Annotated in this window: 13 protein-coding genes and 1 CRISPR repeat array; of the genes, 7 read left to right on the top strand and 6 right to left on the bottom strand. The window is 59.3% G+C overall.

Annotation, left to right across the window (positions count from 1 at the left end; all coding sequences use genetic code 11):
- Nucleotides 1-165 precede the first annotated feature (165 nt).
- Both leuS and rpe read left to right on the top strand, forming a co-directional pair.
- Nucleotides 166-2,739 carry a leucine--tRNA ligase gene (gene leuS, locus M8N44_RS02405; protein WP_102728436.1) on the top strand — a complete coding sequence of 858 codons (2,574 nt, stop codon included), beginning with the start codon at nucleotides 166-168 and terminating at the stop codon, nucleotides 2,737-2,739.
- 23 nt (nucleotides 2,740-2,762) lie between these two features.
- A complete protein-coding gene (gene rpe, locus M8N44_RS02400) occupies nucleotides 2,763-3,416 on the top strand; it encodes a ribulose-phosphate 3-epimerase (RefSeq protein WP_022396713.1) in 654 nt (217 codons plus the stop codon).
- A gap of 98 nt (nucleotides 3,417-3,514) precedes the next feature.
- Here the strand turns inward: rpe and M8N44_RS02395 are convergent, their stop codons facing one another.
- The 5 genes from M8N44_RS02395 to M8N44_RS02375 all read right to left on the bottom strand — a co-directional run bounded on the left by M8N44_RS02395 (nucleotide 3,515) and on the right by M8N44_RS02375 (nucleotide 10,942).
- Entirely contained in the window at nucleotides 3,515-4,201 is a 687-nt protein-coding gene (locus M8N44_RS02395) for a PEP-CTERM sorting domain-containing protein (protein ID WP_180975168.1), read from the bottom strand.
- Nucleotides 4,202-4,819: 618 nt separating this feature from the next.
- Entirely contained in the window at nucleotides 4,820-5,716 is an 897-nt protein-coding gene (locus M8N44_RS02390) for a phosphatidylserine decarboxylase (RefSeq protein WP_102728296.1), read from the bottom strand.
- Between the two features lie 60 nt (nucleotides 5,717-5,776).
- Entirely contained in the window at nucleotides 5,777-6,436 is a 660-nt protein-coding gene (locus M8N44_RS02385) for a tetratricopeptide repeat protein (protein ID WP_180970939.1), read from the bottom strand.
- A 330-nt stretch (nucleotides 6,437-6,766) separates the two neighbouring features.
- Nucleotides 6,767-7,837: a CRISPR direct-repeat array (repeat unit 31 nt; unit sequence GTTTCAATCCACGCACCCGTGAGGGTGCGAC).
- Nucleotides 7,838-8,328: 491 nt separating this feature from the next.
- Nucleotides 8,329-10,182 (bottom strand): biosynthetic-type acetolactate synthase large subunit, encoded by a 1,854-nt coding sequence (gene ilvB / locus M8N44_RS02380; RefSeq protein ID WP_102728295.1) that lies wholly within the window; start codon nucleotides 10,180-10,182, stop codon nucleotides 8,329-8,331.
- 151 nt (nucleotides 10,183-10,333) lie between these two features.
- Nucleotides 10,334-10,942, bottom strand: a complete 609-nt coding sequence (locus M8N44_RS02375) for an HAD family hydrolase (RefSeq protein ID WP_102728294.1) — start codon at nucleotides 10,940-10,942, stop codon at nucleotides 10,334-10,336.
- 161 nt (nucleotides 10,943-11,103) lie between these two features.
- On the opposite strand from M8N44_RS02375, the gene rpsT reads away from it, so the two are divergent.
- Together rpsT and M8N44_RS02365 are read left to right on the top strand one after the other, a co-directional pair.
- The gene (gene rpsT, locus M8N44_RS02370; protein ID WP_022396707.1) at nucleotides 11,104-11,367 is read left to right on the top strand and encodes a 30S ribosomal protein S20; all 264 of its coding nucleotides are present in this window, start codon (nucleotides 11,104-11,106) and stop codon (nucleotides 11,365-11,367) included.
- Between the two features lie 79 nt (nucleotides 11,368-11,446).
- Entirely contained in the window at nucleotides 11,447-11,668 is a 222-nt protein-coding gene (locus M8N44_RS02365; protein WP_022396706.1) for a hypothetical protein, read from the top strand.
- A gap of 161 nt (nucleotides 11,669-11,829) precedes the next feature.
- Here the strand turns inward: M8N44_RS02365 and M8N44_RS02360 are convergent, their stop codons facing one another.
- A complete protein-coding gene (locus M8N44_RS02360) occupies nucleotides 11,830-13,029 on the bottom strand; it encodes a 4-hydroxy-3-methylbut-2-enyl diphosphate reductase (RefSeq protein ID WP_022396705.1) in 1,200 nt (399 codons plus the stop codon).
- A gap of 70 nt (nucleotides 13,030-13,099) precedes the next feature.
- On the opposite strand from M8N44_RS02360, the gene M8N44_RS02355 reads away from it, so the two are divergent.
- Genes M8N44_RS02355 through M8N44_RS02345 form a run of 3 tightly spaced genes read left to right on the top strand, consistent with a single transcriptional unit; the run spans nucleotide 13,100 to nucleotide 16,164 of the window.
- Nucleotides 13,100-14,158, top strand: a complete 1,059-nt coding sequence (locus M8N44_RS02355; RefSeq protein ID WP_180976225.1) for a tRNA dihydrouridine synthase — start codon at nucleotides 13,100-13,102, stop codon at nucleotides 14,156-14,158.
- A gap of 12 nt (nucleotides 14,159-14,170) precedes the next feature.
- Nucleotides 14,171-15,310 carry a transglutaminase-like domain-containing protein gene (locus M8N44_RS02350; protein ID WP_102736288.1) on the top strand — a complete coding sequence of 380 codons (1,140 nt, stop codon included), beginning with the start codon at nucleotides 14,171-14,173 and terminating at the stop codon, nucleotides 15,308-15,310.
- Nucleotides 15,307-16,164: a diacylglycerol/lipid kinase family protein gene (locus M8N44_RS02345; protein ID WP_102722802.1), complete on the top strand. Its 858-nt coding sequence runs from the start codon at nucleotides 15,307-15,309 to the stop codon at nucleotides 16,162-16,164. Before M8N44_RS02350 ends, M8N44_RS02345 begins: the two co-directional genes overlap by 4 nt.
- Nucleotides 16,165-16,209 lie beyond the last annotated feature (45 nt).

Genomic DNA, 16,209 nt, shown 5'->3' with positions numbered 1-16,209 from the left:
TAATCGTCAAAATCCTTTCAACCTAAAAATACGCACAAGCAACCTCTGGTCTTTCCTCTTTTTTCCGGAAAAAGGCATCATCCTCCGGGAAGCGGCGGAAACGCTTTTGCGCCACCGGGTTTAGGCTTGATTGGCCAGCAGGCGGAGTATACATTCCTCCCCATCATGTCCGAGCGCAAGAAACCATATCCCTTTGACGTTTTTGAACCCAAATGGCAGCAGATCTGGGACGAAAGGAAAACCTTTAAAGTAAGCAATCCCGGAGAAGGGGGCTTTGACGCGTCCAAACCCAAATACTACGTGCTGGACATGTTCCCCTACCCCAGCGGCGCGGGCCTGCACGTGGGCCATCCGGAAGGGTATACCGCCACGGACATCGTGGCGCGCTTCAAGCGCATGAACGGCTTCAACGTCCTTCACCCCATGGGGTGGGACTCCTTCGGCCTTCCCGCGGAGCAATACGCCATCAAGACCGGGCAGCACCCCTCCGTCACCACCTTCCAAAACATTGACAACTTCCGCCGCCAGCTCAAGATGCTGGGCTTCTCCTATGACTGGGACCGGGAAATAGCCACGACGGACCATGAATACGTGCGCTGGACCCAGTGGATCTTTCTCCAGCTTTACAACTCCTACTACAACAGGGAACTGAAAAAGGCGCGCCCCGTCTCCGAACTGGAGGAACAGGGGCTGAGCCGGGAGGAAATCGACCAGCGCCGCCTGGCCTACGTGGCGGAAGCGGCCGTCAACTGGTCCCCGGACCTGGGCACCGTCCTGGCCAACGAGGAAGTGGAGGAATGGAAATCCAAGGGCCACCGGGTGGAACGCCGCCCCCTGCGCCAGTGGATGCTGCGCATCACGGACTACGCGGAGCGCCTCATTGACGAACTGGAGCCGCTGGACTGGCCGGAATCCATCAAACTGCTCCAGCGCAACTGGATAGGCAAATCTGAAGGGGCGGAAGTGGACTTCACCCTGAACGGGAAAACCATCACCGTTTACACCACCAGGCCGGACACCCTCTTTGGAGCCACCTACATGGTCCTCTCCCCGGAACACCCGCTGGTGGACACCATCACCACGCCGGAACAGAAAGACGCCGTGGAACAGTACCGCGCCCAGTGCGCCTCCAAGAGCGACCTGGAACGCACGGACCTCTCCAAGGAAAAAACGGGCGTCTTCACCGGAGCCTATGCCGTCAACCCCGCCAACGGGGAACAGGTCCCCGTCTGGATTGCGGACTATGTGCTGATGGGTTACGGCACGGGAGCCATCATGGCCGTTCCGGCCCATGACGAACGCGACTTCGCCTTCGCCCAGGTATTCGGCCTCCCCATTCTCCAGGTGGTCCAGCCGCCCAGTGAAGACATTGACTGGCGCGGCTTCTGCGGTTATGAAGGCGCCAGCGTGAACTCCGGCTTCCTGACGGGGCTGCCCACTCCGGAAGCCAAGGAAAAAATGATCCTCTGGCTGGAGGAAAACGGCAAGGGCCGCCGCAAGGTAAACTACAAGCTCCGTGACTGGCTCTTCTCCCGCCAGCGCTACTGGGGGGAACCCTTCCCCATCGTCTGGGAAGACGGCCGCCACCGCGCCCTGCCGGAAAGCGAACTCCCCGTGCTCCAGCCCGATCTGGACGACTTCGCCCCCACGGGCGACCCCCGCGGCCCGCTGGTCAGGGCCACGGAATGGATTGCGTACACTCCCACGGCCCACCGTGAAACGAACACCATGCCCCAGTGGGCCGGCTCCTGCTGGTACTACCTGCGCTACCTGGATCCGGAAAACACGGAACGCTTCGTCAGCCGTGAGGCGGAACAATACTGGATGGGCTCCACCGGCAACCCCGGAGGCGTGGACCTGTACGTGGGCGGCACGGAACACGCCGTGCTCCACCTGCTCTATGCCCGCTTCTGGCACAAGGTTCTCTTTGACCTGGGCTACCTCACCACCAGCGAGCCCTTCCAGAAGCTCGTCAACCAGGGCCTCATCCTGGGGGAAGACGGCCAGAAAATGTCCAAGTCCCGCGGCAACGTCGTCAACCCGGACGACATCGTCCGCGAATACGGAGCGGACTCCCTGCGCCTGTATGAAATGTTCATGGGGCCCCTCAAGGACGTGAAGCCCTGGGCCACCAAGGGGGTGGAAGGCATCTCCCGCTTCCTGGCCCGCGTCTGGCGCGTGGCCTTCCGGGAAAACCAGGAAGGCGAATGGGAAATCAACCCCAAGCTGGCGGCGGACGCTCCGGAAGCCGCCGTGCTCCCCGTGCGCAAGGAACTGCACAAAACCATCAGGAAAGTGACGGAAGACATCAATGACATGTCCTTCAACACCGCCATCGCCAAAATGATGGAATGCACCAACGCCATGACCTCCGCGGACGTGGTGGACGTACAGGACTATGACGCCTTCCTGACGCTGCTGAACCCCTTTGCCCCCCATCTCACGGAAGAAATTCACAGCCGCCTGCAAGCGAAATTCCCCGCCCTGGCGGAAACGCAGCTCTGCCAGAAAAACTGGCCTGTCTGGGAGGAAGCCCTGCTGGTGGAAAACACCGTTCCCATGGTCATCCAGGTGAACGGCAGGCTGCGGGACAAGCTGGAAGTGCCCAGGGACATCTCCCGGGAAGAACTGGAAAAGCTGGCCCTGGCCTCCGCCAAGGTAAAAATCTTCCTGGACGGCGTCACCGTGCGCAAGGTAATTGTCGTGCCCGGCCGCCTGGTCAACATCGTAGCCAACTGACACCCCGGAAAGACTCTGCCATCATGACCATGATCGCCCCGTCCCTGCTGGCCGCCGACTTCTCCCGCATCGGGGAGGAAGCGCGCCGTGCCTTTGACTCCGGAGCCGACTGGCTACACCTGGACATCATGGACGGCCACTTTGTGGACAACATCTCCTTCGGCCCGGAAATCTGCGCCGCCGTCAGAAAAGCGGTGGGGCCGGACCGTTTCCTGGATGCCCACCTGATGATTGAACGGCCGGACCACTACTTTGACCGCTTTGTCAAAGCGGGCGTCAACCTCATCTGCTTCCATGTAGAGCTGGGGGACCCCCACTACATCCGCGACACCCTCAGGCGCATCCGGAAAGCCGGAGTGAAAAACGGTCTGGCCGTCAACCCGGCCACGCCCTTTGACGCCGTAGTTCCCTACCTGGAGGAAATAGACCTGCTGCTGGTCATGTCCGTGGTGCCGGGCTTCGGCGGACAATCCTTCATGCCCTCCGTGCTGGACAAGGTGGAAAAAGCCGCCGAATGGCGCACGGAGCACCAGGCCCCTTTCCTGATTCAAATGGACGGAGGAATCGGCAAAGACAATGCCGCGCAGTGCGCCCTGGCCGGGGCGGACGTGCTGGTGGCGGGCTCCTCCACCTTCAAGGCTCCGGACATGGCCCGCGCCATTGCGGAAATGAAGTAACCTGCGAACGGTCCTTACCCAGCCCGTTATTCCGGAAAATCAAAAAATCCGGCATTCCCGGGAGGAGTGCCGGACTCTTTCATTCATGGCTCCGTTAATCAGAACCTGCGGCGGCGCATCAGCAGGGCGGCCAGCCCCAGCAGGCCGAGGGAGGCGGAAGCCGGTTCCGGCACGGCGGCCAGCGTCACTTCCGCCCTCAACGCCGGTCCCCATACGGAACCCTCCGTACTGGTAAAGCCCGCATTCTTATACACATCCCCGATGTCCACGCCGTCGGCTTCCTTGCCAAGCCTCAACCTGGCGGAGGAAAAGCTCACATCACCCCAACTGGTGGCATCTGAAATCTGCGTCGTCGTAAAAGCCACGTAATAAGTTACGCCGCTATCAAGCTGCAAATTATTGAACACGGCCTTCTCCCAGGAGGCCGCTCCGTCTCCGGCGCCATCTCCGGCCATGTCAACGGTGGTCGTGGACTGCCCCACGAACGTCGTTCCGTCCTTGGTAGCGGCGGAGGAAAAAATCGTCACGTACAGCCCGTCGGTGGCATCCGTTCTGTTCGTCGCCTTGGCAATATCCAGTGATTGCAGGAACACCGTGGAATTCGGTGAAATCCCTTCCCCGGAGGAAAGAAGCATGTGGTCCAGGTCAAAGGAAAAACCGTAATAGGCTCCGTATCCCCCGGAAGTCAGGGTGGAAGGATCGTCCTTGGTCGTCGTGCTCAACACAGTAGCCGCCTGTGCCGTTGCCAGGCTGGCCAGAACACCAAGAATACATAGGCACTTCATAAATTTATTCTTATTAATGGGTGAAATACGGAATGGAACCCGTTGCCCAAGGAAATAGCGGATTATGAATCCGTTAAAGATTCTACAATCCGGAAAAGCTGTCTTTCTCCAGGCTCCGGCTTGGCTGGAAAAAACTCCAAATGGACATTCCATCAACATTTCCCACATTCACTTTTTACGGCCGCATATCGTCTGGTAGTCCAGGACCTCCCGGCTCTGATGGATGCCCTCACCGGAATGCAGTGACGGCTATTAAAAAAAACTTCCGCTATGCTCCAGAAAGAGTTTCAACAACGAAAAGCAGGAACTCTGCCGCTTTCAGGCGCCAGTGCCGCAAAGCCACAATCCATCCACACTTCCACCGTCCCCTTTCACAGCCGCATATCTCCCGGGAGCCAGGGCCTCCCGCCCTGATGGAGGGCGCCGCCGAAGCGTAAAGACGGTTATTAACCATTACTGGAACGAAAAGAAAGCCCATTACATCAGGAACACCCTCTGACAATTCCCATGATATGGACAAGCTCAAATTCTCCAAAACCTTTTTCTTTCAATTTTGTAAGCTTGACTCCGGATTCATAATCCGGAGACATCATGGCCGCACCCCTTCCCGGACCGCAGCTACTCCGCAGAGACGCCCATCATATCTCCCTGACGGGCAAACAACTCCATGCCTTCCGCCGTCTTTTCCAGCAGGTCGGGAGCCAGGCGTATTCTGCCCGGTTCAAAAAAGCACATCACCGTGGAGCCTCCAAAGGCAAAATACCCCTTCTCCCCCCCTCTTGCGGCGGGAACGTCCGGAACATACGTCTCCTCAATCAGCCCCACCCCGGTGGCGCCCACCTCCAGCATGGCGACCTCTCCCCACAACTCCGACCGGATCAGGGTCAAATTCCTTTTATTAGTCCATAGCCACGCCAGCCGGCGGCGCAGGCAGTACGGAGACACGCTCGCCAGCGGACCGCCCAGCCTCGTCCACGGGCCGGGCACCCCGGACACCGGAAAATGAAAACGGTGGTAATCCGTGGGGCACAGGCGCGACAAAACGACGGCGCCTTCCGCATACCGTCCGGCCAGCGCTTCACTCCCCATAAGGGCGGGCAGGTCAAAACTCTGCCCCTTCACGAAAACGCTCTTGATTCGGTCAGCGCGTTCCCAGCCCATGTGCCGGGCATCCGCGGGAAAAACGGCCGTATCCTCCCCACCGGCCAGAGGGCGAGCTCCCGGTTTCAGGCGGCGGTAGAAAAAATCGTTGAAATGCTTGAACTCTCCCATCCCCTTGAGGGAATCCTCCATATTGATGCCGTACTCCTCCACAAAAGAGGGGATGGACCGCGCGCTGGAAGAACGGTTCTTCAACCACCCCAGCAGACGGGAAAAAACGCCGCGCTTGATCAGGACATGCAGTGCAGCCCGGCCTGTGGAAGTGCCGTAAATCCATTGCAGGTACTTCTCCCCCAGCACCTGTTCCCGTTCTTCCCTGCCCGTGTAGCGGTTGTAATAGCGTATGCCCTCCATGAAACGCCTAGAGTGTCGCCCGCTTCCCCATTTGTCCAGCCGAAAGAGGCTCGCCGCCTCCTATTTCCCCTGTGCGCGCTCCGGATCCTCCTCCGTACCGGAATCCTTTCCTTCCGCCGCGCGGTCATACCATTCCCGTGCAAGATTCAAATCCTGCGGAACTCCATTGCCGTGTTCATAACAGGCGGCCAGCAGGTACTGGGCGTCCCTCTCGTCCGCTTCCGCAGCCTTACGCAGCCAGTACATGAACAAATCCTCATTCTTCTCCACCAGGCCGCCTTCCCGGTACTCCAGGGCCAGGTCAAACATGGCCTCCGGCTTGCCCTGCTCCGCTGCAAGCTGCAGCCAGTGCAGGGCCTGCGTATCGCTCTTCTCCGCGCCCAGACCTTCATGAAAACAATCATACAGGTCAAAGGCGGCATCCGCATCTCCCGCATCCGCCTTCTGCTTCAACCCGGGCAACGCCCTGTGAAACCAATCCTCCGCCCGGTCCGGGTCCTTCTCCACGCCGTCCCCCTCCTGGTAAATGCGCCCCAGACGGAACTGGGCGGAGGGATTCCCGGCTTCCGCCTGCCGGACGATCTTACGTTTCCACTCCTCCAGAAACTTCTTCATCCTGCCGCTTCTCCATTTCAGCGCCACCAGAAAAACGACCGCTACCAGCACCATCAGCAAAATAGGCGTCCATTCCAAAAAATCATTCAACCAGTCTATATGCATCTTATCTTTATATTGGATTGCTCCGGCTTCATCCATCACAAACTGTGAACGCGGAAAAAAATCCCATGCCGCAGGAAATGCACCGCTTGCCTGCTTCCCTTTTCCGGACAGGCTGTCCGGAAACCATAATAAACCATCCGGAAAGTTGTTCATCCGGCGTCCTCCCCAACATAAAAATCCTCCTTAAAAGAATATTCAATAAATAACCATTTATCATAATAATCACCTCCCTTACCATGCAGACATCATTAAAAACAACTGCACTATTCATTCTACGCACCCCGTGAGGGTGCGACTGACATGGACAAGCCGCTTTGTCTTGGCTCCCGGGTTTCAATCCACGCACCCGTGAGGGTGCGACTCCTTGGCCGCGTTACAAAGAGCGGAGTTGACGAGTTTCAATCCACGCACCCGTGAGGGTGCGACCAAGGGTTCCGGCGGCCTGAAGGGGTTTAACTCTGTTTCAATCCACGCACCCGTGAGGGTGCGACGGTCGCCCAACAGGAGACCAGAATCAAGGAGCTGGTTTCAATCCACGCACCCGTGAGGGTGCGACCTTCCGTCACTCGGATGCGCTTCAGAAGGAACGGGTTTCAATCCACGCACCCGTGAGGGTGCGACCTACGCGGGGGCGGACCCCCCGGGTGTCGTGAAGAGTTTCAATCCACGCACCCGTGAGGGTGCGACAAAATGTCGATAAAAAAAGTATGTAAAAGTTTTTAGTTTCAATCCACGCACCCGTGAGGGTGCGACTCCTGAAAACGGAGACCCATATTCGAACCTTGAAGTTTCAATCCACGCACCCGTGAGGGTGCGACCAATAGAGGTTTCCGAGCTTACGGCCACCCAGAAGTTTCAATCCACGCACCCGTGAGGGTGCGACGGCAAAAGAGCTGGGACTCTCCGGCGAGGTGACGGTTTCAATCCACGCACCCGTGAGGGTGCGACGCAGGTTTTGGGCCGGTTCAGCCTGCGAATGGTCGTTTCAATCCACGCACCCGTGAGGGTGCGACGCCCAGTTTATTTCCTATGGGCTTCTGGAGATGGTTTCAATCCACGCACCCGTGAGGGTGCGACACTATAAAATTTATAGTAACGCAAGAGAAAAAATGTTTCAATCCACGCACCCGTGAGGGTGCGACCAATTTCTTCGCCCGTCATTTGTTCAAAGACCACGTTTCAATCCACGCACCCGTGAGGGTGCGACCTATTGTCCCGGCGGCGTCGCCATCGTAGCAAAGTTTCAATCCACGCACCCGTGAGGGTGCGACATTCCGCTCCTGCATGTTGTCATCAACAACATAAGTTTCAATCCACGCACCCGTGAGGGTGCGACGTGTCGCTGACCAGGGCCATGGCATCCGACTCTTGTTTCAATCCACGCACCCGTGAGGGTGCGACGGCCTGAAGGATACGGGTTGAGCATCAAGGGCGCAGCAAGGGGTTTGCGCCAACCTGATGCGGAAGCCGGATACGGTCAGGTCCGATAAGAGGTGATTCTTTTGTCAATATCCATTTCCCAATCACTTGCAGCAAGCGCCGGTCTCCCGGGAATTTTCTGTGAGCTTGGGGTTGGCGCAAGGCGGCATCAGACGCGGCGTTATTCCGTAATATTCCATCTTCGCCGCGTCCGGTCCGGCTTGCATTCAACTTGGTTCATTGATGCTAGCCGTTCCCCTCTGCCGCGTCCAGCAACATCTTCCATGTTCCTTCAAACAGAACCGTGCATCCCCGGAGCCGCCAACATGGAGACACAAAAACAACAGGCCTCCCGGGCGGCGTGCCGTTTTCCCCATTGCCGGAAGCCGAATTCCCCTCCGGTTTCCGCTGCCATTAAAAAGGAGCCGCCCTTGCGGACGGCTCCCGTTAACGAATGAATGACGGAATATTCCTTACAGGGCCGTCGGAATTTCCTTGCCCAGTTCGGACGCCTTCTTGGCGGAGCCGTCCCCGGCAATGCGTTCCAGAATCACGTCCTTGTAGCTCATGCCGCCCAGGATGATCGGCAGCACATGCACGTCGTGAGGAACCATTACGTCCAGCACGTACGCCTCCGGGGATTCAATCATGCGGGTGATGGCCGCCGGAAGTTCCTCTATGCGGAGCACGCGCTCGCACTTGACGCCGAATCCGGCGCAGATGAGCGGGTAGTTCGGGTAGATGACGTCTTCCGTCTTGTGGGTGGGGTCATAGCTGTCGTGCGGGTCCGCCAGGAAGGTCTGGGCCCGGTTGGAGTCATACTTCAGGTCTTCCCACTGCACCACCATGCCCAGGTGCTGGTTGTTCAGGATGATGCATTTGACAGGCAGGCGCTCCACGTGAATGGTAGCCAGCTCCTGAATGTTCATGAGCATGGAGCCGTCTCCGTCAATGTTCACCACCAGCTTGTCCGGACAGGCCAGGCACACGCCCATGGCGGCGGGAAGGCCGTAGCCCATGGTTCCCAGGCCGCCGGAGGTAGCCAGACGACGGGGCTTGTCGAATTTGAAGAACTGGGCGGCAAACATCTGGTGCTGGCCCACGCCCGTGCAGATGATGGGATCCTTGTCCGCCGTCTGGCGGTAGAGTTCCTCAATGACGGCCTGCGGGGAGATATAGCCCTTGCGGTCTTCATAGGAGAAGGGGTACTGCTTCTTCCAGTCTTCAATCACTCCGAACCATTCCGGAGTGCGGGTAAAGCCGGAGGATTTGCGTTCCCAGCCTTGAGCGGCCAGAGCGGCGTTGAGAACCTGGAGGGCGTCCTTCACGTTCGCGCGGATGGGGTGCGCCACCTTCTTGTTTTTGTTGATCTCGCTGGCGTCAATGTCAATGTGGACGATGGTGGAGTCCGGGCAGAACATGTTGACGGCGCCGGTCACGCGGTCGTCAAACCGGGCGCCCAGGGCGATCACCAGGTCCGCTTCATTCACGGCGTTGTTCGCAAACACGGCTCCGTGCATGCCCAGCCAGCGCAGGGAAAGAGGGTGGGTCTCCGGCATGGCTCCTATGCCCATCAGGGTGGTCGCCACGGGAATCTGGGAGCGTTCCGCAAATTCCAGCAGGTCCGCGGAGGCTTCCGCGGAGATGATGCCGCCGCCGGCGTAAATGACGGGACGGCTGGCGCCTTCAATCAGCGGAATGAGTTCTTCCAGCTTTTCCGTGGGAACGGGCAGCACGGGGTTGTAGCCGGGGAGGTCCATCTCCATGTCGAAGTCCGGCGCAAACACGGCTTCCTGCACGTCCTTGGGCATGTCAATCACCACCGGGCCGGGACGGCCCGTGGAGGCGATGTAAAAGGCTTCCTTGATGATGCGGGGCAGTTCTTCCGGTTCCGTCACCAGATAGCTGTGCTTCACGATGGGGGCGGTCATGCCGAACACGTCCGTCTCCTGGAAGGCGCCGCGGCCGATCAGGGAACGCATGACCTGCGCCGTAATCGCCACCAGCGGAGTGGAGTCCAGATAGGCGTCCGCAATGGAGGTGATCATGTTGGTGGCGCCAGGGCCGGAAGTGGAGATGCAGACGCCCACCTTGCCCGTAACGCGGCCGTAGCCTTCCGCGCCGAACGCGCCGCCCTGTTCGTGGCGGGGCAGGATGGTCCGGATTTTGGGCTGATGGCTCAGGGCCTGGTGAATCGGCATGCTGGCGCCGCCGGGATAGGCAAAGACGACGTCTACACCTTCACGCACGAGGCATTCCACGAGCACTTCGGCTCCTGTCATGCGGGTTTTCGTCGGGGCGGATGATGTTTTGTCGTTTGTGCTCATGTGCAAATAATATTTTATTTGTTCAATAGGAAAAAAGGTTCTAGCGCATTCCGGGCGTAATGTGAAGCCTTTTCATTAAAATGCAGGCGTGCATCCCGGGAGGAGGGGAAGGCCGGAAAGCGCCCCTCTGCGGAAGCCGCTGGAGAGGGAATCAGGCCAGGGACGCGCGGCGGACGTGCACGCAGTCCATTCCGGCGGCTGCGGCGGCCTCCATGCCGGGTTCCGCGTCTTCAAAAACCACGCAGCGGTCCGGGGATGCCCCCAGAAGTTCCGCCGCTTTCAGGAACATGTCCGGCGCAGGCTTGCCATGCTCCACTTCATCCGGCGTCAGAATCACGTCAAAGAGACCTGAAAGTCCGGCGGCGGCCAGCGTCCGGGACGCTCCCGGCATGGCGCTTCCCGTGGCGATCGCCTTGGGGGCGTCTCCCAGGGAATGCACGAATTCCACCACCTCCCGGATGGGCTGCATGCCCTCCTCTTCCAGCATTTCCAGATAAATTCGGCGCTTGTCCGCAGCGGTAGAAGCAGCATCCATGTGCATGCCGTACCGTTCATTCAGAAAACGCACCACGTCGTTGGCGGATTTACCGCCGCAGGAATAAAATTCATCCGCCAGGAACACGCGGTCCGGCGCCCCCGCACGGGCCAGGGCCTTGCGCCATGCCTTGTAATGGAGCGGCATGCTGTCCACCAGGGTGCCGTCCAGATCAAAAATATATCCTTCATATTTTTTTTCAGGCAAATCCACGCGTTTCTTCATAACGGAGGCACAGGATGCCACAAACCCTTTTTCCGGTAAAGCCCGCAGTCTGCCCGCGCTTAGGAGGAATGCCTTAAAAAATATATCAAGAGCTTGACATTTTGTCCTGTTATTCTAATGTTTCTGCCACCTCGAAACGGAAACCGAACCTCTTTTAAAACATGGCCAATACCAAATCCGCACTCAAGCGCATCCGTCAGACAGAAACCCGCACCGCCCGCAACCGCGCTGTGTCCTCCAAGCTGAAGACCCTCCGCAAGAAGATTGCCACTGCGGTGGAAACGTCTGACAAGGAAGCCGCTGCCGTTGCCTATAACACTTTCTCCTCCGCCGTTGACAAGGCCGCCAAGGTGGGCACCATTCCCGCCAACCGCGCCGCCAACTACAAGAGCAAGGCCGCCAAGGCCATCGCAAAAATCGCCTGAGTTTTCACTTCGGTTTTCTGACGATCTTTATGGCAAGCCGCTCTGTTCTGCTGAGCGGCTTGTTTTATTTTCCCCTCCCATGCAGCAATCCCGCCTGGATAAAGCCAAACTGATTATTGACCGTCCCGGGGACTTCAAGGTTTGCGAAGCCTGCGGCTCCATCGTGTCCCTGACCACTGCCGTGTGTCCCAACTGCAACGCCTACCGTTTCGACTCCAATACGGAGTACGTCGTGGAACAGGCCGTACTGCTTGCCTCCCGGGAACAGCGTTCCGTCACCCCGGAAGACCTGGAAAATTAAGGAGTCCCGCCCGGCGCCGTTTTCCGCCGTATTCCTGTTTCTCTGTTTTCCTCTCCCGCGGGTTCGGCCACCGCTCCGTTTTCGTGAGAAAAACGGCAGATGCCTTCCCGGTGGAAGGCGTGCCCATTTCTCCGCATCCCTCCAGCTCCGGATGCGCGCCGCTACTTGCGCAATTCTGCAATGCGCAGGATAGTGGCCTCAATCAGGTTGGCCGGGCATGAAGCGCCCGCCGTAATCCCCACCTTCAGGGATTTGCCCAGATTCTGCACCACCGGTTCCGTGGTCATGCGGCGGACTTCCCGCGTTTCCGTGTCAAAGGCATCCACGTACTGGATGGATTTGATGCTTTCTGCGGATTCAATGAAATACGTGGGCACATGCTCCTTGGCGATATCCACCAGGTGCGTGGTGTTGGAACTATTGTAGCCGCCCACCACGAACATGACGTCCAGAGGGTTCTTCAACAGCTCGTACAGGGCGTCCTGGCGGTCCTGGGTAGCGCCGCAAATAGTGTCGAACACATAAAAATTATCATCGTCCCCGTCCCTCTGGACGACGGCGTCCTTCACCATCCTCTGGAGCGTCTGCGTCTCCGTCTTCAGCATGGTGGTCTGGTTGGCGATGCCCACTTCCTCCAGATCCCGGTCCGGATCGAATCCCGGGGAATAACAGCCTTCAAACCGTTTCAGGAACGCCTCGCGGTCTCCGCGGCCCAGCATGTAGTCGCACAGGATGCGGGCGTCCTCCAGATCGTAAACCACCAGGTATTTCCCCTTTCCCCGTTCCCCCAGGGCCCGGGAGGCCGTGGCGCTGGTTTCCTCATGGGTGGCCTTGCCGTGAATGATGGAGGTAATCCCCATGGCGGCGTAATTCTTCACCCTTTTCCAGACCTTCATCACGTCCCCGCAGGTCGTGTCCACAATCTGCACGCCCTTTTCCTCCAGCGCATCCATGAAGGGAGTGGGCACGCCGAACGCGGGAATAATCACCACGTCGTCCGCGGCAATCCGGTCATAGGAGGAATCAAGCTGCTTCCAGGGAAGCTTCTGAATGCCCATTTCCTCCAGCTGCCGGTTTACCTCCGGATTGTGGATGATGTCCCCGATCAGGAAAATCCGCCGGTCCGGGAACACCCTGCGGGCCGCATACGCTATGTCTATGGCGCGGCGCACGCCGTTGCAGAATCCAAACTCCCTCGCCAGGAAAAATTCCGTGTGGCCCAGGTTGTACACGTTGCCCGCAGACCGGATATGGGAAATCAATTCACTCTGGTAATGCTGCTGGATTTCCTTCTCCACCTGTTCCATCACCTCGGCTCGTCTCACATTCACTCTGGCTTTGCGGGTTGAGTCCTGATTCATGCTCACAGCTTCCACACTTTCCTTCTTTCGTCAAGACAATCACAGCTTGCCAACCGGGGCTTTTCACGGTATGCACAGGCGCATGCTCCTGGCCCTGGCCCCCATGAAAGATGTGACGGATCTGGCTTTCCTCAAGACGTTGAAGGACTTGAATTCACTGCCGGATTATTTCATCACGGAGTATTTCAGAACGGTGGCCCATCATAAAAAGATGTCGCCATACATCCTGCGCTCCATTGATGAAAATCCCACGGGGCGCCCCATTTACGGCCAGCTCGTGGGCCATGAGCCGGAGTACCTGGCGAGGGACGCGCTGGCCCTGATGGAGCACGACTGCGCGGGGGTGGACCTGAACATGGGCTGCCCCGCCCCGATGGTGTGCAGGAGAAACGCCGGAGGGGGCATGCTGCGCTCCCTGAAGGCCATGGACGCGGCCCTGGGCGCGCTCCGGGACGTTCTTCCCGCCGGGGCCTTCACCGTCAAATGCCGCCTGGGATACGAGAATCCGGACGAGTTTGAACGCATTCTCCCCGTGATTGCCGCCCACACCCCGGACAGGGTGTGCATCCACGCCCGCACCGTACGGGAAGGCTACCGCTCCCCGGTGCATCCGGAATGGGTAAAATGGGCCGTGGAAGCGCTGGACTGTCCGGTGGTCGCCAACGGCAACATTGTGGATGCGGCCACGGCGGACGCGTGGGTGCGGCTGGCCCGGCCCGCAGGCCTGATGATCGGGCGCGCGGCCCTGCGCAATCCATGGATATTTTCCCAGCTTCACGACCGTTTCCAGGGTAGAGTCCCTGCTTCCCCCACCTTCCGGGACGTGCTGCATTACATCCGCCGCCTCCATGAGCGCACGCTGGAAATGCAGGAGCGTTATGTGGAGGAAAAACACATCCACCGCATGAAAAAATACCTGGTTTACACCGCGCGCGGGCTTCCCTATTCCTTTGACCATTACATGAAAAGGGCGAAAACCTCCCGCGATTTCATGCGCATTTGCGAGGATATCCTGGACAATGACGCCCCGTTTGCCCCCACGCCGCCGGAAGACACGCACCTGTTCGCCCATTTCCATGCCCTACTTGCGCAAGAGGAAGCTTGTCTCCCTCCCGGAATTCAGGTATGAATTCCGGTGTTCATGAATCCGCTGCCTTCCGCCCTTCTCCTGGGCCTGACCGCCGCTCTCTGCGCCGCCCATGACGCCATTCCGGACGGAGTGGAATTCCTGCGCGCCTACATGCCCGCGCAGGACAGGGAAACGATTACGGAAGAACGGCTGGACCGGGAAGTCCGCCTGGCGCTGGACGCCCGCAGCCAGTTCCCCTGGGCCGGCAAGGTTCCGTGGGAGCTTTATGAAAACAACGTGCTCCCCTATGCCGTGGTCAACGAGCCGCGCGACGAATGGCGGGAACAGTTCCACAACCTCTTTGCGCCGCTGGTTTCCGCATGCAAGACGGGCCGGGAAGCCGCCCTCACGATTGCCTCCTGCATCCAGAAAACCCTGAATGTGCGCTATTCCACGGAAAGAAGGGTTCCTCACCAGGGGGTGAAGGAATCCCTGCAATCCGGCAAGGTTTCCTGCACGGGCCAGAGCATCCTGCTCGTCTGCGCGCTCCGCTCCGTGGGCATTCCGGCCCGCATGGCCGGCGTCCTTACCTGGAACCATGTGCGCGGCAACCACAACTGGGTGGAAGCCTGGTGTGACGGGGAATGGAAAATGCTGGAGTACAACGAGAAGGATTTCAACACCCCGTGGGTGATGTCCGCCATCAGCATGCTGGACCCCCGCAAACCGGAGAACGCCATTTACGCCACCTCCTGGAAGAAGGAGGGCGCCGGAGAGTTCTTCCCGCTGATCTGGGAAGCCCGCTACGACGAAAAAAGGCGCGCGCTGACCTTCCCTCCGGAAAGCCGGACCGTCCCCGCCGTCAGGATCACGGACCGTTATATGAAACTGGCGTCGGACTGGGTGGCGGCACAGCCGGAGTACCTGCCGGGCAGCAGGCTGATGCTGGATATCAGGGATGGGAAGGAAGGCAGCGGCAGAAGACTGCCCCTGCGCGTCGTTCTCAAGTCGGAAGAAGGGAAAGTCCTGGCGGAAGGCACCACCCCCGGCCCATCCGACGACATGAGGAAGTTTCTGGAAGTGCGCCTGCCGGACAACGTCTCCCGCGGCATTCTGGAATTCATGCTGCCCGACGGAACAGTGCGCCATGAACCCGTGGCCCATACGGAAGCCCCGGTGCAGATTTTGAATTTCTCCGTGACCGCTCCATGAGGATTCCCCTGTTTTTCAATAATACGGCGCGCAGCGCCAGGGCCGACCGCTTCCGCCGCTGGCTGGACGGCCACCGGGATCTTTTTGACGTCATTGAGCCGGAAAGCAGGGAAGACATGCTGCGCCACCTGGCCGCCCGGGCGGATTCCGGAACTCCCGTCGTGGCCGTGGCGGGCGGGGACGGCACGCTGGGCGTGGCGGCCAGGGCCCTCTGCAATACGGAAACGGCGCTGGCCCCCTTCCCCGCGGGAACCATGAACGTCTTCTCCCGTGAAATCGGTATCCGGCAGGATTTTGACCATGCTCTGCATGTTCTGAATGCGGGACGTCCCAGGGACGTGGACCTGTTCGCCTTCAACGGGCAGCCCTTTCTCCAGATGGCGGGCATAGGCGCGGACGCCCGTGCCGTGGAACTGACCACGTGGGAAATGAAAAAGAAATGGAAGGCCTTCGCCTACGTCATTGCCGGCGCCCGGGTTTGCACGGAGCGGCAGCCCCGGCTGACCCTGTCCACGGATGACGGGCGGGTGGTGGCAGGCCGTTCCATCCTCTTCGGCAACGGGCGCAGGTACGGCGGACCGCTGAATTTCTTTGCGGAAGCGGATAATGACGACGGTCTTCTGGACGCCGTGGTTTTCAAACATTCCATTCCCTCCATCATCGGGGAATGCCTGATGGCCGCCGTCCACGGAGGCTTCCATTCCCGGCGGAACGGCTCCTTTGAATATATCCGGATGACGGGGGGAACCGTCATTTCCGCCGGACAGGCCGCCTGTGAACTGGACGGCGATTATATGGGCAACGCCCCGGTCCGCATCACGCGCCACGGCACGCTGAAGGTACTCGCCCCCTGAAGAGGAGCCGCAAAAGGCTTCCTTCAACAGGCCGCCCCTGCGCGC

Source organism: Akkermansia massiliensis (genome assembly GCF_023516715.1).
Classification (GTDB): Bacteria; Verrucomicrobiota; Verrucomicrobiia; order Verrucomicrobiales; family Akkermansiaceae; genus Akkermansia; species Akkermansia massiliensis.
Note: the sequence above shows the minus strand (reverse complement) of the source record. Positions and strands in the feature narration are given on the sequence as shown.